We start from the raw sequence: 15,345 nt of genomic DNA on the forward strand, positions 1-15,345 counted from the left end.
AGCTACGCCCTATGGCGATCAGAGAAAACAGAAAAGCCCCGCCTGCAAGGGCGGGGCTTTCCGGTTCGTGTCTGGATGAGGCGCGACCCGCGCCTCCCCTTATCAGAGCGACTGGTAGGCTGCGATGACCGCAGCAACCTGATCGTCGTCCAACGCCTGGATCTGCGTCGAGGTAAGCGCCTGCAGCTGGTCGCTGGTCAGGTCGTCGATGTCCTGGGTCGACAGGCCGGCAAGGGCAGCGGTGTTGATCGCTGCGATGTCCTCGGTCGAGAACTCCGCCAGGTCTTCGCTGGCCAGGGCATCGATTGCCGCCGAGGTCAGAGCCGCCACCTGGGTCGAAGACAGAGCTTCGATCTGGTCGGTGGTCATCGCCACCAGCTGGTCGGTCGAGAGGGCCGCAATCGCACGGCTGCTCAGGGCCGCCACCTGGTCGGTGGTGAACGAGGCGAGGTTGTCTGTCGAAAGCGAGCGGATCTGGCTCGATGACAGGGCTGCGATCTGGGTCGTCGAGAGACCGTCGATCTGGTCCGAAGTCAGCGCACCAACCTGGCCAGTCGTGATGGCGGCCACCTGGGTGGCGCTAAGCCCGGTCAACTGATCCGACGTCAGTTCCGCGAAGTTGTCGGTCGACAATGCCGCGATCGTCCGGGTGCTCAGAACACTGAGTTCGGTCGAGGAGAAGGTCGCCATATCCTCGGTTTCGAGGCCGCCGATGGCCGACGTGCTGAGCGCCGCAAGCTGGCCGCTCGACAATACACCGATCTGGTCGGTGCTCAGGGCCGTCACCTGCCCGGAACTCAGGCTGGCGAAGATCCGGGTGCCAAGCGCGGCAATCTGATCCGTAGAGAACGAAGCCAGGTTGTCGGTGGACATGGCACTGATCTGCGCCGTGGTCAGGGCACTCACCTGAAGTGTGGTCAGACCGTCGATGTCATCCGTGGTCAGAACCCCGATCTGGGCAGTCGTCAGGGCGGCCACCTGAGCGGTGGTCATCCCGGCGAGCTGGGTCGAGTCGAGGTAATCGAAGTTGTCCGTGGACAGGGCAGCCAGCGCTCGGGTGTTGACAGCCGCAAGATCGGTCGGTGCGAAGGTCGCGATATCTTCGGTCGTCAGGCCGGCGACACCAGCAGAGCTGATCGCCCCGATCTGAGCGGTCGTCAGATAGTCGAACTGATCAGATGTCATCGCTTCGATCTGGTCGGAGTTCAGGCTGGCGACACCAGAGGTCGACAGACCCGGAAGCTGCAGCGACGTCAGCGCGGCCAGCGCATCGGTCGACAGAGCCGCTACCTGCCTTGAGTTCATCGCGGCAATCTGGGTGGACGTGAGGCCGGCCACCGTGTCGCTGTCAAGCAGGGATACCTGGGCGGTGGTCAGTGCCGCAACCTGGCCGGTCGTCAGACCCGACAGCTGGGTCGAGTCGAGTGCAGCGAAGTTGTCGGTGCTGAGCGCAGCCAGGGTACGTGTCTGCAGGACGGCGAGCTCAGAGGAGTCGAGCGTGGCAATATCCTCAGTGGCGAGACCGGCAACCGCAGCAGAGCTGAGCTGCGAGAGTTGCGCCGTCGAGAGGGCCGCGATCTGGTCGGTATCGAGTGCTCCCACCTGGGCAGAGCTCAGGGCGCCAACCGCGCGGCTGGAGATGGCCGCAATCTGGTCGGTGTCGAGGCCGGCGACGGCATCCGTGGAGAGGCCGGAGATCGCAGCCGAGCCGATCACCGCAATTTCGGCGGTCGAGAAGGTCGCAATGTCGTCGGACGACAGTGCAGCCAGGTCAGCGGAGCTCAGTGCGGCGATCTGGCCCGAGGTGAGAGCCTCGACCTGATCGGTGCTCATTGCATCCAGCTGCGCCGAAGTCAGGGCACCGATGGCGCGGGAGTTGAGGGCTGCCACCTGATCCGTCGACAGCGAGGCGATGTTATCGCTGCTGATACCGAGGATCTGGCTGGAGCTCAGAACGGCCGCCTGTGCCGTCGTCAGACCATCGAGTTGGTCGGAGTCGAGGACCGACAGTTGGCTCGTGGTCAGCGATGCGACCTGCGCGGTGGTCAGGCCACCGAGCTGGACCGAGTCGAGGGCGGCAACATTGTCGGTCGACAGGGCCGCGATGGCCCGCGAGTTCATGGCGGCAAGGTCCGTGGATGCCAGAGCCGCGATGTCTTCGGTGGCAAGACCGGCAACTGCGGCGCTTGTCAGAGCCGCGAGCTGAGCGGTGCTGAGCACGCCGATCTGGTCGGACGAGAGCGCAGCGACCGCATCAGAGCCGAGGGCACCGACGGCGCGGGTGTTAAGCGAGGCAACCTGGTCGGTCGACAGCGAAGCCAGGGCGTCGGTTGTCAGAGCCCGCACCTGCGAACTGGAGAGCATGGCCACCAGGGCGGTGGTCAGGCCATCGAGCTGATCGCTGACCAGGCTCTGGACCTGCGCGGTGGTGAGCGCAGTGACCTGACCGGTCGTCAGACCACCGAGCTGGTCGGAGTCGAGCAGCGCGAAGTTGTCGGTGGTCAGCGCCGCCAGGGCTCTGGAGTTCAGTACGCCGAGCTCTGTAGAGGTCAGGGTGTCGATAGCGGAACTGTCAAGGCCGATGATCGCGGTGGAAGTGAGAGCCGCAAGCTGGCCGGTTCCAAGTGCCGCGAACTGATCGGAGTCGAGAACCGAGAGCTGTGCAGAGGACAGGCTGCCGATGGCCCGGGTGCTGAGAGCAGCCACCTGATCCGTCGAGAGCGAAGCGACCGAGTCCGTATCAAGTGAGCGGATCTGGGAGCTGCTTAGCGTAGCCACCTGAGACGTCGTCAGGCCATCGATCTGGTCAGTGCTGAGGGCACCGACCTGGGTTGACGTGAGGGAGGCCACCTGACCGGATGTCAGGCCGGCGATCTGGTCCGAGGTAATCAGCGCCAGATTGTCGGTTGAGATGGCGGCGATCGCACGGGAATTGATGACCGCGAGTTCCGTCGAGGTGAGGGTACCGATGGCGTCTGAATTCAGTCCGCGGATCGCCGACGACGTCAGGGCCGCGAGCTGGCCGGTGCTGAGCGCGGCAAACTGGTCGGAGGTCAGGACCGCGAGCTGATCGGACTTGATCGAGGCGATGGCACGGGTGCTGAGGGCCGCAACCTGATCGGTGGACATCGACGCGACGCCGGCCGTGTTGATGGAGGCAAGCTGCGAAGACGACAGCGTTGCGACCTGGGTCGTCGTCAGGCCGTCGATCTGGTCGCTGGTGAGCGAACCGACGAGCATGGTTGACAGGGCCGAGATCTGGGCCGTTGTCAGGCCAATGATCTGGTCGGAGGTGAGTGTCGCGAAGTTGGCGCTCGACAGGGCTGCCAGCGAGCGCGACTGCAGGGTAGCGAGTTCGGTGGAGGTGAAGGTTGCGACGTCCTCGCTTTCGAGGGCAGCGACCGAGCTCGATGTCAGGGCAGCCAGCTGGCCGGTGCTGAGAGCAGCGACCTGATCCGAGGTCATCGCGGCGACCTGGGCGGACGAAAGTGCTGCAACCGCACGGGTATTCATGGCTGCGATCAGATCGGTCGAGAGGTCGCCGATGACTGCGGTGGAAATACCGCGGATCGCTGCCGAACTGATGATCGAGAATTCGGCAGTGGTGAAGGTGCCGATATCTTCAGAGGAAAGTGCCAGCAGATCGGCAGAAGACAGTGCCGCGATCTGCGCAGATCCGAGGGCCTCGATCTGGTCGCTCGACATGGCATCGAGCTGGGCAGAGGTCAGGGCACCCACGGCGCGGCTGCTCAATGCGGCAACCTGATCGGTCGACAGCGAGGCCACATTGTCGGAACCGAGCGCAATGACCTGCGCCGATGTCAGTGCGGCGACCTGAGCGGTGCTGAGCCCATCGATCTGGTCACTGTCGAACACAGCCATCTGGGCTGTGGTCAGCGAAGCGATCTGGCCGGTCGAGAGCGCCGTCAGCTGGTCAGAGGTGAGGCTTGCAATGTTGTCTGTGGACAGCGCTGCGAGAGAACGGGAGTTGAGTGCAGCAAGTTCCGTCGAGGAGAAGGTCGCGAGGTCTTCCGTCTCCAGCCCCTTGACGGCGGCAGAGCTAAGCGCGGCGATCTGGGTCGTCGACAGCGCTGCGACCTGATCGCTGCTGAGCGCGGCGACCTTGTCGGAGTTAAGGACGCCGATGGCGCGGCTGCTGAGGGCACCAACCTGGTCGGTCGTCAGCGATGCCAGCGTATCCGAGGTCATCGCGCTCATCTGCGCGCTGGTAAGGCCCGCGATCTGTCCAGAAGTCAGGCCATCAGCCTGGTCAGAGCTCAGAACTCCGATTTGTGCGGCCGTGAGGCCTGCGATCTTCGCAGAAGTCAGACCAGCAAGCTGATCGCTGCCAAGGGCCGCAAAATTCGCGGTCGACAGGGCGGCAAGTGTCCGGGAGTTGAGAGCGGCGATGCCATCCGAGGAAATGACAGCCACGTCGTCTGTACCGAGACCAGCGACGGCAGTGGACGTCAGTGCGGCCAGCTGGCCGGTGGTAAGAACATCGATCTGATCGGTCGTCAGGGCGGCAACCTGGGCCGACTTGAGAGCGGCGACCGCCCGGCTGTCCAAAGCGACGACTTGGTCAGTTGAGAAGGAGGCGAGGCCATCGGTCGACAGCGCGGTAACCTGGCGCGAGGTCAGCGCCGAGATCTGCAGCGAGGTCAGACCGTCGATCTGGTCCGTGGTCAGGGTGGCGATCGCGGCGGTCGACAGCGATGCGATCTGACCGGTGGTCAGTCCGGAAAGCTGCGTGGAGTCGAGAGCAGCGAAGTTTGCCGTCGACAGGCCGGCGAGCGCGCGGGTGCTGATGATGGAGAGCTCTGCGGAAGTCAGCGTCGCGATGTCGTCGGTCTCAAGTCCGGCAAGGCCGAGGCTGCCGAGGGAGGCAAGCTGTGCAGTCGACAGTGCGTCAAACTGGTCGGAGGTCAGCGCGGTTACCTGTGCGGAGGTCAGCGCACCCAGCTGGCGGCTGCTGAGCGCCACCATCTTGGCGCTATCGATGACAGCCAGCTGGTCAACCGTGAGGCCGCGGATGGCAGCACTCGAAATCGCGCCGAGCTGGGTGGAGTCGAGCTGGTCGAAGTCGTCGGTCTGGAGGGCCGAGATCTGTGTTGACGAGAGCGCGGCAACCTGGGCAGAGCTCAGCGCAGCAACGTCGTCACTCGTGAAGGAAGCAATCGTCGCAGTATTCAGCGACTTGATCTGGGTGATGCTCAGAGATGAAATAATCGATGTCATTGACGCGCGCCTTCAACGTTAGCGGTTGGCCGTTGCATTCCTTTGCCACCGGTCGGGGGAAGCACGTCAGGTGCCTCACCGTCACGACCCCGGGCGCATCCTGCCCCCTGGGTGGCTTCTTTCCATGCATGTGCGCCGACACGGCGCCTTCCACATGGTGTCCTCACGGACGAAAAGTTTTGGAAACATGGCTCGACCGAGCCTGGCGTTGGAGAGGGCATCATGCAGCAGAGATGATCTCTGCTTCCCACACCTTAGAAAGGCAGGCGAACCGGCTTCGGTCACTTGCCCCGGACTCCAACCGTCATCGATTCGACGGGACGCGGTTAGAGTAGTCTCACTCGGATGATTAGGGTTCATCCTCTAATTTTTGATTAATCGATTCGAACATAAACAATAATGAATCCCTGAACAAACACGCAGGAGGAGAGACTGAATTCAACCTTAAGGCGGGGTAAACGACTGACGTGTCCCTCGCAGGAGGGTTTCACCCCCGCTTGCGCAAGCCCAAAGCAAGCTAGGGCGAATACCAGTTTGACGAAACGCCGCTGCGCGCGAACGAAACCCGGCCTTCAGGGCCACCGAGAGATGTGATGTCGATGGTGATACAGACCCCCTTCGCCCCGGAGCAGAACGCTCAGCTCGCAACCGCCATCGACAAGGCCCGGCGCCAGAAGATGTCGCTTCTCGAGGTCCTGCAAATGGCCGAGCAGCTCGGCGCCTCGGGACAGTTCGCCCATGCCGCGGAACTCTACAAGACCTGGACGGCCTTCAATGACCAGAGCCCGCTGCTCCATCTCGCCTTCTTCAACTACTCGGTCACGCTGAAGCAGCTCGGCGACACCGCCGGCGCCATCAACGCCCTAAAGGCAGCGCTCAAGGCGGCGCCGCTGATGGGTCAGGCCCACATCAATCTCGGACGCACCTATGAAGACTGCGGCCTGAATGCCCAGGCGATCCAGCAATGGCGCAGCTTTGTCGAGGCGACCGCCGAGATCACGCCCGACAAGTCCGTTCATCGCCTCATGGCGCTCCAGCATATCGGGCGCGTGATGGAAGGGGCCGGTCTCCTTGAGGATGCCGAGAGCGCGCTCTGGCAGGCAATCGAACTGCGCCCGGACAAGCCCGAGGCCGGTCAGCACTGGATCTCGGTGCGCCAGCATCAGTGCAAGTGGCCGGTGGTCCAGGGCTCGGAGCATGTCACCAAGCGCCAGATGCTCGATTCGATCTCACCGCTGCCGCTCGCCTGCTATGCCGATGATCCGCTGTTCCAGATGGCCAAGGCATACCGCTACTTCAAGATGCTGGCCGGCCGCCCGGATCCAGCGCATCTCAACAAGCCCGAGCCACGCCGCAAGGTCGGCACCGGCCAGCGCCTACGCATCGGCTACGTCTCCTCCGACCTGCGCGACCATGCCGTCGGCTTTGCGCTCAGCGAAGTCCTGGAACTTCACGACAAGTCGTCTGTCGAGGTCTATGCCTACTATTGTGGTGAACCGCGCACCAATGATGCGACGCAAACCCGCATGAAGGCGGTCATTGATGTCTGGCGCGATATCACTCCGATGTCGGACCTCGATGCGGCGCGCCAGATCATGGCAGACCAGATCGACATCCTGATCGACGTCAACGGCTACACCAAGCTTGCGCGGACCAAGATCTTCTCCTACCGCCCGGCCCCCGTCATCGTGAACTTCTGCGGCTATCCGGGCACCATCGCGAGCCCCGTTCACCAATACATCATCGCCGACGAGCAGATCATTCCGCCCGGCAGCGAGCTCTATTACACCGAGAAGGTGCTCCACATTCCCTGCAACCAGCCGGTCGATCGCAAGCGCGTGATCGGTCCGCGCCCGACGTGCACCGAGGTTGGCCTGCCGGAAGACGCCTTTGTCTTTGCCTGCTTCAACGGCATGCAGAAGATAACCGCGGCCGTGTTCGCCCGATGGATGGCGATCCTGACAGCCACTCCCGGCAGCATTCTGTGGCTGCTCGGCGCCTCCGACGCCGTCAACCAGCGCCTGCGCGACCTGGCCACCTCCGCCGGCGTCGATCCGGCACGCATCTACTTTGCCACCAAGGTGCCGAACCCGAACCATCTGGCCCGCATTGCGATCGCGGATCTGTTCCTCGACACCTTCCCCTATGGTGCTCACTCCACCGCGTCGGATGCCCTCACCATGGGCCTGCCGGTTCTGACCGTCCCGGGCAACAGTTTCGCCTCCCGCTTCTGCAGCAGCATCGTGAAGTCGGCTGGCGTTCCGGAGCTGATCTGCAGTTCGCCTGATGACTATGTGAAAAAGGCGGTCACGCTTGCCAAGGACAAGACGGCGCTGGCCGGGATCCGCGCCACATTGCAGGCAAAGCGCGAGACCTGTGCATTGCGCGACATTCCCGGGCTCGTCCGCCGTCTCGAAGAGCTCTACTGGCAGATGCAGGGCGAATGCGAGCAGGGGGAAACACCGGTTCCGGACCTCACCAACATGGACATGTATTACGAGGTCGGCGCGGAAGTGATGCTGGCCGAAGTCGAGTTCGAGGACGAGGCCGCCTATCGCAAGCGTTACAGGGACCGTATTGCCCAATGGCATGATTTCGCGCCTGTGCCGTATGACACCCGCCTCTGGCCTCAGCCGAAGGCCTGACGACAACTCAACAGGAACCGCATGGGCGGGGGGAACAGCGTGGCACCAGTAATACTCGTCACATTCGCAGGCCGGGAACACAGGATGAAGATCCTGGACAGCTATGTGCGTCAGGCCATGGCGCAGGGCCTGATCGACGAATGGCATATCTGGGATTTCACCCGCTCGCAGGCGGATCATGAATGGGTAACACGTGAGTTCGGTCCCGTCCGCTATATGGGCGATAATGTCGGCTACCAGCATCGCGGTCGCGTGACGAAGACGGCCGCAAGCCGGATGAGCGCACGGATCACCAACGACCTGCACATCGCCCTGGTTCCCAGGCACGATCCGGCAACGTTCTACGAGATCGTCATCGGCGGATGGGGAAATGCCCAATCCGTTCTGCGCAAGCTGCCGAGCGAGCAGCTGAAGGACTTCGACCGCTCGAAAGGCCAGCCGATCTGGGCCCGCTCGACCCCAGGCGTCCTGTCACCCGGCCGCAGCAATGAGGTGGTTGTCAATATCGACGGCGACGGCGTCCCCGACATGATGGTCAACGGCGTCACGGTCGGCCGCTGGCCGGACATTGTTCTGCCGGAAGGCGCCGAGGTCATGGTGCGCGGCGGCTGGGGCGGAGATCTCGAGCTCACCGATGCGCATGCCCCGGTGCGCCGCTACATCGGCAATCCCGGCGAGAACATGCCCTATTTCCAGGCCTATCAGTATTATGCCAGGCGGCTGCCCGATTTCGCCGAGGCTCTCTTCCTGAAATGTGACGACGACATCGTCTATGTCGATCTCGACGGCCTCAACGGCTTCATCGAATATCGCCGTAAGAACCCGCATTACTTCGTCATCTCCGCCAATGTCGTCAACAACGGCGTATGCGCCTATTTTCAGCAGGTCTCCGGCGCCCTGCCTGCCTCGCTCGGGCATTTCGAACGACCGCCGGGCGGTTTCGGTGGAACGCTGTGGACCGATCCTGACAAGGCCAACAATCTGCACGATTTCTTCCTCGCTTCGTCGACCAAGGAATTCCCCCTGCCCTCGAAGGTCGTGGATTGGCAGGAGCGCCAGTCGATCAACTTCATCGCGTGGCTGGGCCGCGACGTGCAGCACATGGCGCTGGCAAAGGGTGACGACGAGAAGATGCTGACGGTCGACCTGCCGGCATTCCTTGAGCGACCCACCGCCATTTATTCTGACTTCACCGTCAGTCACCTGAGTTTTGGGCCGCAGGAAAAAGGCGTCGACGTCAACCGTCTGATTGCAGCCTACGACGCCGTGATGCGCGAGAAACTGTCGCTCTGACGGCTCCATGATCCAACCGGCGGGTGACCGCCGGTCTTTCCGCAATTGGGCGAGACACGGCAGGCCTCGAGGCTGGAACCGTGCCCGCCCCTGAAATCGAGGAGCATCCGCCGATGGCACAGGGTCAGAAAATTGGAATTGTCGGCGCAGGTCTGTCCGGTGCCGTCATTGCACGTGAACTGGCGGAAGCAGGCTTCGAGGTCGAGGTCTTCGACACGCGCCCGCATATCGGCGGCAATTGCCACACCGAGCGTGATGCCGACACCGGCGTCATGGTCCACATCTACGGCCCGCACATCTTCCATACCGATGACGCGGAAGTCTGGGACTATGTGAACGGTTACCAGACCTTCCTGCCCTACAAGAACCGGGTGAAGACCACGAGCCAGGGTCAGGTCTATTCCCTGCCGGTCAACCTGCACACGATCAACCAGTTCTTCGGCAAGACCTTCCGCCCGGAAGAGGCGCGCGCCTTCATCGAGGAACAGGCCGACAAGACCATCACCGACCCGCAGACCTTCGAGGAGCAGGCGCTCCGCTTCGTCGGTCGCGATCTCTATGAAGCCTTCTTCAAGGGCTATACCGAAAAGCAGTGGGGCTGCTCGCCGACCGACCTGCCGGCATCGATCTTGAAGCGCCTGCCCGTGCGCTTCAACTACGACGACAACTACTTCTTCCACAAATTCCAGGGCATGCCGGAAAACGGCTATACCGACATGATCGAAAAGATCTTCGACCATCCGAAGATCAAGGTGACGCTCGGCCGGCATTTCGACCCGCGCGCGCCGCACGACTATGCCCATCTCTTCTATTCCGGCCCGCTCGACGGCTATTTCGGCTATGAATTCGGCCGCCTCGGCTATCGCACGCTGGATTTCGAGCGCTTCAGCTATCAGGGCGACTATCAGGGCTGCGCCGTGATGAACTACGGCGATGCCTCGGTGCCCTATACCCGCATCACCGAGCACAAGCATTTCTCGCCCTGGGAAAGCCACGAGGGCTCGGTCTGCTACCGCGAATTCTCCCGCGCCTGCGGCGAAAACGACATCCCCTATTATCCGATCCGCCTGGTCGAGGAGAAGGCACAGCTCGCCGACTACGTCGCTCGCGCCAACGAGGAAAAATCCGTCACATTCGTCGGGCGCTTAGCAACCTATCGGTACCTCGACATGGATGTGACGATCCGCGAAGCACTGGACACGGCCCGCCTCTTCCTTTCCAAGTCGAAGGATGAGGCCGCGATGCCCGCCTTCGTCCACGCGCCGCTCTGACCGGGAATACAGAATGACTGCCACCCCCATCCTCGTTGTCGGCGGCGCCGGCTATATCGGCTCCCACACCTGCCTCGCCCTCTCCGAGCGCGGCTATCTGCCTGTCGTCTACGACAACTTCACCTCGGGTCATCCGGAATTCGTTAAATGGGGTCCGGCCGAACAGGGCGACATCAGGGACAAGGCGCGGCTGAAGGAAGTCCTTGCCAAATACCAGCCGAAGGCGGCCATGCATTTCGCCGGCCTGATCGAGGTCGGCCAGTCCTTCAAGGAGCCGGAGCACTTCTACGACGTCAATGTCTCGGGCACGCTCAGCCTCCTCCAGGCCCTCAGCGAAGCAGACATCCGCAACTTCGTCTTCTCCTCCACCTGCGCCACCTATGGTGCGCCGGAATATCTGCCGCTCGACGAGAAGCACGGCCAGAAGCCGATCAATCCTTACGGCCGCACCAAGCACATCGTCGAACAGGCACTGGGTGATCTGAACCTCTGCGGTCGCATGCGCTCCGTCATGCTGCGCTATTTCAACGCTGCCGGCGCCGATTTCGAGGGCCGGATCGGCGAATGGCATTCGCCCGAGACCCATGCCATCCCGCTCGCGATCGAAACGGCGCTTGGACGCCGCGAATTTTTCTCGATCTTCGGCGAGGACTACGACACACGCGACGGCACCTGCATCCGCGACTATATCCACGTCAACGATCTCGCCGACGCCCATGTGCGCGCCGTTGACTATCTGCTGAACGGCGGCGAGACGATCGCCATCAACCTCGGCACCGGCAACGGCACGACCGTCAAGGAACTGATCACGGCCATCGAAACCGTGTCGGGCCGCCCGATGCCGATCAAGCGCACCGAACGCCGCCCCGGAGACCCACCGGGCCTCGTCGCCAGCAACACGCTCGCCCGCGAAGTCCTCGGCTGGGATCCTAAGCACGGTATCGACGACATTATCCGCTCCGCCTGGAAATGGCACTCGACCTTCAATGGTCACTCGACCTGAGCAAACTCCGTTTCCAAATATCAAAAAGCCCGGAGTTCGTTTCGAACCTCGGGCTTTTTTAGGTCGTCATAGACGTTGAAGCTCAGCTCCTGAGGCCCGGCGCCTCGTGGCCGGTGCGCTCGACATATTCCGTGTAACCTCCACCATACTGGAAGACTCCTTCCGGCGTGATCTCGAGAACGCGGTTCGACAGGGCTGCCAGGAAGTGGCGATCGTGGCTAACGAAGAGCATGGTGCCTTCGAACTGCGACAATGCCTTGATCAGCATTTCCTTGGTGTCGAGGTCGAGGTGGTTGGTCGGCTCGTCGAGGACGAGCAGGTTCGGCGGATCGAACAGCATGATCGCCATGACGAGGCGCGCCTTCTCGCCACCGGAGAGAACCCGCACCCGCTTGTCGATATCGTCGCCGGAAAAGCCGAAGCAGCCGGCAAGCGCGCGAAGAGGCGCCTGGCCTGCTCGCGGGAACGTCGTTTCCAGCATTTCGAAGATGGTCATCTCGCCATCGAGCACGTCCATCGCATGCTGGGCGAAATAGCCCATCTTGACGCTGGCGCCGATCGTGACAGTGCCTTCGTCCGGCTTCGAATCGCCGGCCACCAGCTTCAGAAGCGTCGACTTGCCGGCACCGTTGATGCCCATGATGCACCAGCGCTCGCGGCGACGGACCATGAAGTCGAAACCGTCATAGATGACCTTGTCGCCATAGCGCTTGGAGATGTTCTTGACGCTGACGACATCTTCGCCCGAACGCGGCGCCGGCTGGAATTCGAAGGCGACGACCTGGCGGCGCTTCGGCGGCTCGACGCGGTCAATCTTTTCGAGCTTCTTCACCCGGCTCTGCACCTGGGAGGCATGCGACGCTCGTGCCTTGAAGCGCTCGATGAACTTGATTTCCTTGGCGAGCATCGCCTGCTGACGCTCGAATTGCGATTGCTGATGCTTCTCGTTCAAGGCACGCTGCCCCTCATAGAAGACATAGTCGCCGGAATAGCTGTTGAGCTGACCGGCATCGATCTCGATGATCTTGTTGACGATGCGGTTCATGAACTCGCGGTCATGCGAGGTCATCAGCAGTGCGCCTTCGTAGCCATTGAGGAACTGCTCGAGCCATATCAAGCTTTCGAGATCCAGATGGTTCGACGGTTCGTCGAGCAGCATCACGTCGGGGCGCATGAGCAGGATGCGGGCGAGCGCCACGCGCATCTTCCAGCCGCCCGAGAGCGCGCCGACATCGCCGTCCATCATGGCTTCCGAGAAGGAGAGACCGGCCAGCACTTCGCGTGCGCGACCGTCCAGCGCATAGCCGTCGAGCTCCTCGTAGCGCGCCTGCACCTCGCCGTAGCGCTCGATGATCGCGTCCATCTCGTCCATGCGATCAGGGTCGACCATGGCGGCTTCGAGTTCGCGCAGTTCGGCGGCAACCTCGCTCACCGGCCCTGCCCCGTCCATCACCTCGGCGACGGCCGAGCGGCCGGACATTTCGCCGACATCCTGGCTGAAATAACCGATCGTCACACCCTTGTCGACGGAGACCTGCCCCTCGTCGGGCTGCTCGTGGCCGATGATCATCCGGAAGAGCGAGGTCTTGCCCGCACCGTTCGGGCCGACAAGGCCGATCTTCTCGCCACGATTGAGCGCCGCCGAGGCCTCGATGAACAGGATGCGATGGCTGAGCTGCTTGGAGATGTTTTCGATGCGGATCATGGATGAGGGCGCCTGCTTGAAATCGGCGCCCTTATGGCACGGCGAAGGCTATCTGTCCCCTGCTTTTGTTGCAGGGCGGCATCGCAACTGCGCCGGATTGCCACGCCAGCGGCACACTGGTTGCAACATTGAAGCGAAAGCGCGAAAAGACCTCATTCGAGGACGACAGCATGAGCGAAGACACGATTACCCTCTATGAAGCAATCGGTGGCGACGAGACCGTGAAGGCTCTGGCGCGCCGCTTCTACGATCTGATGGACACCCTGCCCGAAGCGGCGCGTTGCCGCGCCGTCCATCCACCGGACTTGTCGGGCAGCGAGGAGAAGTTTTACGACTACCTGACGGGTTACCTCGGCGGTCCACCCATCTACATGCAGAAGCGCGGGCACCCCATGCTGCGGCGCCGCCACTTCGTCGCCGAGATCGGGCCTGTCGAGCGAGACGAGTGGCTGCTCTGCTTCCGCCGCGCTTTGGACGAGACGGTCGAGCACCCGAAGCTGCGGGAGATCATCTGGCCGCCGATCGAAAAGCTGGCTTTTCATATGCAGAACAAGGAGTGAGGCTTATGGCGCAAGCAATGGTCCATCGCTGGACCGGCCTGGCTGCCGGCCTTTTCGGCGCCGCCGGGGTTGCCCTTGCGGCCGCCGCGAGTCATGCGGGTGGCGAGGCCCTGCTACGGCCCGCTTCGACGATCTGCCTGGCGCATGCGCCAGCGCTTCTCGCTCTGGCCCTTGCCGGTGAACGGATCAGGCTGTCGACGGTGGCGGCACTCGGCATGATCATAGGCACCCTGCTCTTTGCCGGCGATCTCGTCGCCCGCCATTTCCTCGGCAGTGGCCTGTTTCCAATGGCCGCCCCGACTGGCGGTATGACCCTGATTGCGTCCTGGCTGGTGCTTGCCATCGGATCGATGCTGACGTCCCGTCGCTAAACCTCTAGCGGAATGCAAGCGGCCGGCGCCAAGCCTTGAAAAAGGTTCAGTGGGCGCAACCGCCCGGCATCATGCCCGCGAACATCAGCAGGTTTCCGTGCGGATCGCGAACATGGAACCGCATCTCGCCGCCACGCGTGTCCGATGGGCGAACTGCTTCGATCCCGCGCTCGCAAAAATCCCTGTAGATCTCGACGGGGGTATCGGCACGGAAGAAAACCGAGCTGTTCTGGCACTGCATCGGATCATCGCTCAGCCAGAAGTGCAGTTCCATCCCGCCACGGCGAACGACGAGATAGTCGAGGCAATCGAGGCCGACATCCTCGAAGCCGAGGTTGTCGACGTAGAAGCTGCGCGTCTCGTTGAAGTCGAGTGAAGGCAGGATCGGCACTGCGTTGAGGATCGCTGTCGCAACGGTTGGATGGGCGTTCATGCGGAAACTTCCTCTAATCCCGCATGAAAACGACTGACGGAACGGCTACGATCTCGCGTTGGCGTTCCGCTGCCATCGCGGCGCGGGAAAGTCGATAACAAGGGCCGAGGCCCGGTTTGGCTGGTGGTACATGGTACCAGACTTGCGCTGATGCAAGCCCGGCAAAGTGACGATTTCGCAATTCGTCACTTCACTTTCTTGCGAGCGTTGCATGAAAGCCTCGGCGAGCTCCGGAAGAAGCCCCTCGCCACGCTGAAGTGCAAGCTCGTGAAAGGAGCTCATGCCACTCTTGTCGAAACCGTCCCTGCTCATCCGTCGGTATTCCTTTCATTCAATGTCTGCAGCGCGCGCTCTAGACTGGATTTCGAGCCGTTGCGCAGCGGAATGAAAGTCTTGCCGAACTTCTTGCAACCGCTCTTCACGCGCAGACACGCATCGTGACTGATACAGTCGATTGGGCAGAAGACGCAGTCGACGGAGGGCAGCACCGTGTCGATCCGCGAAACCGCTTCCCTTAAACCACCATCGTGGTGGATCAGTTCCGCGCCAAAATTGCTGGCGATCTGGCGGAGATGGGCGACCTGGCAGTCCCGGCCGCCGACATAGAGAAAGCTGCGCACTTCCGGCTGGATTCTGGAAGGGCTGGCCTTCGGCGAAACTTCCGCCGGCGCCTTCCTGTCAGCGTTCTTCTTCTTTTTCGCCATCTCGTCGCGTCTCCTCGAATCCGGTCTGCGGCGGCATCACGCCATTCGCGTCAGACAGCCATACAAAACATGATAAAAAGAGTAAAGTATATAGTTGAAGCTTTTACTCATGTTTCTGAATG

General features: G+C 62.2%; 10 protein-coding genes. 6 read left to right on the forward strand and 4 right to left on the reverse strand.

Translation table 11 applies throughout. The features are described 5' to 3' along the window. Nucleotides 1–102 precede the first annotated feature (102 nt). Entirely contained in the window at nt 103–5,238 is a 5,136-nt protein-coding gene (locus J2045_RS14865) for a beta strand repeat-containing protein (RefSeq protein WP_307374097.1), read from the reverse strand. A gap of 599 nt (nt 5,239–5,837) precedes the next feature. Between J2045_RS14865 and J2045_RS14870 the strand changes: the two genes are divergently transcribed. The 4 genes from J2045_RS14870 to galE all read left to right on the forward strand — a co-directional run bounded on the left by J2045_RS14870 (nt 5,838) and on the right by galE (nt 11,450). Next, on the forward strand, nt 5,838–7,883 hold the full coding sequence (locus J2045_RS14870) for an O-linked N-acetylglucosamine transferase, SPINDLY family protein (protein ID WP_307374100.1): 2,046 nt from the start codon (nt 5,838–5,840) through the stop codon (nt 7,881–7,883). Between the two features lie 84 nt (nt 7,884–7,967). After that, nucleotides 7,968–9,176 (forward strand): DUF6250 domain-containing protein, encoded by a 1,209-nt coding sequence (locus J2045_RS14875; RefSeq protein ID WP_307374102.1) that lies wholly within the window; start codon nt 7,968–7,970, stop codon nt 9,174–9,176. Nucleotides 9,177–9,289: 113 nt separating this feature from the next. Next, complete coding sequence (glf, locus tag J2045_RS14880) at nt 9,290–10,447, forward strand: UDP-galactopyranose mutase (RefSeq protein WP_307374105.1); 1,158 nt, start codon at nt 9,290–9,292, stop codon at nt 10,445–10,447. 13 nt (nt 10,448–10,460) lie between these two features. Beyond that, on the forward strand, nt 10,461–11,450 hold the full coding sequence (galE, locus tag J2045_RS14885; RefSeq protein ID WP_307374107.1) for a UDP-glucose 4-epimerase GalE: 990 nt from the start codon (nt 10,461–10,463) through the stop codon (nt 11,448–11,450). 82 nt (nt 11,451–11,532) lie between these two features. On the opposite strand, the gene J2045_RS14890 is transcribed toward galE, so the two are convergent. Then, nucleotides 11,533–13,155, reverse strand: a complete 1,623-nt coding sequence (locus J2045_RS14890) for an ABC-F family ATP-binding cassette domain-containing protein (RefSeq protein WP_307374109.1) — start codon at nt 13,153–13,155, stop codon at nt 11,533–11,535. 170 nt (nt 13,156–13,325) lie between these two features. Here J2045_RS14890 and J2045_RS14895 point away from each other — a divergent pair, with 170 nt between their 5' ends. Together J2045_RS14895 and J2045_RS14900 are read left to right on the forward strand one after the other, a co-directional pair. Further along, on the forward strand, nt 13,326–13,715 hold the full coding sequence (locus J2045_RS14895) for a globin domain-containing protein (RefSeq protein WP_307374111.1): 390 nt from the start codon (nt 13,326–13,328) through the stop codon (nt 13,713–13,715). A gap of 5 nt (nt 13,716–13,720) precedes the next feature. Next, nucleotides 13,721–14,086 (forward strand): DUF423 domain-containing protein, encoded by a 366-nt coding sequence (locus J2045_RS14900; RefSeq protein WP_307374112.1) that lies wholly within the window; start codon nt 13,721–13,723, stop codon nt 14,084–14,086. A 46-nt stretch (nt 14,087–14,132) separates the two neighbouring features. Here J2045_RS14900 and J2045_RS14905 read toward each other — a convergent pair whose 3' ends face one another. Next, nucleotides 14,133–14,519, reverse strand: coding sequence for a glyoxalase superfamily protein (locus J2045_RS14905; RefSeq protein ID WP_307374114.1), 387 nt, complete (start codon nt 14,517–14,519; stop codon nt 14,133–14,135). Between the two features lie 308 nt (nt 14,520–14,827). Continuing rightward, nucleotides 14,828–15,223 carry a DUF2325 domain-containing protein gene (locus J2045_RS14910; RefSeq protein WP_307374116.1) on the reverse strand — a complete coding sequence of 132 codons (396 nt, stop codon included), beginning with the start codon at nt 15,221–15,223 and terminating at the stop codon, nt 14,828–14,830. Nucleotides 15,224–15,345 lie beyond the last annotated feature (122 nt).

The organism is Peteryoungia aggregata LMG 23059, assembly GCF_030814435.1.
In the GTDB taxonomy this organism is placed as follows: domain Bacteria; phylum Pseudomonadota; class Alphaproteobacteria; order Rhizobiales; family Rhizobiaceae; genus Allorhizobium; species Allorhizobium aggregatum.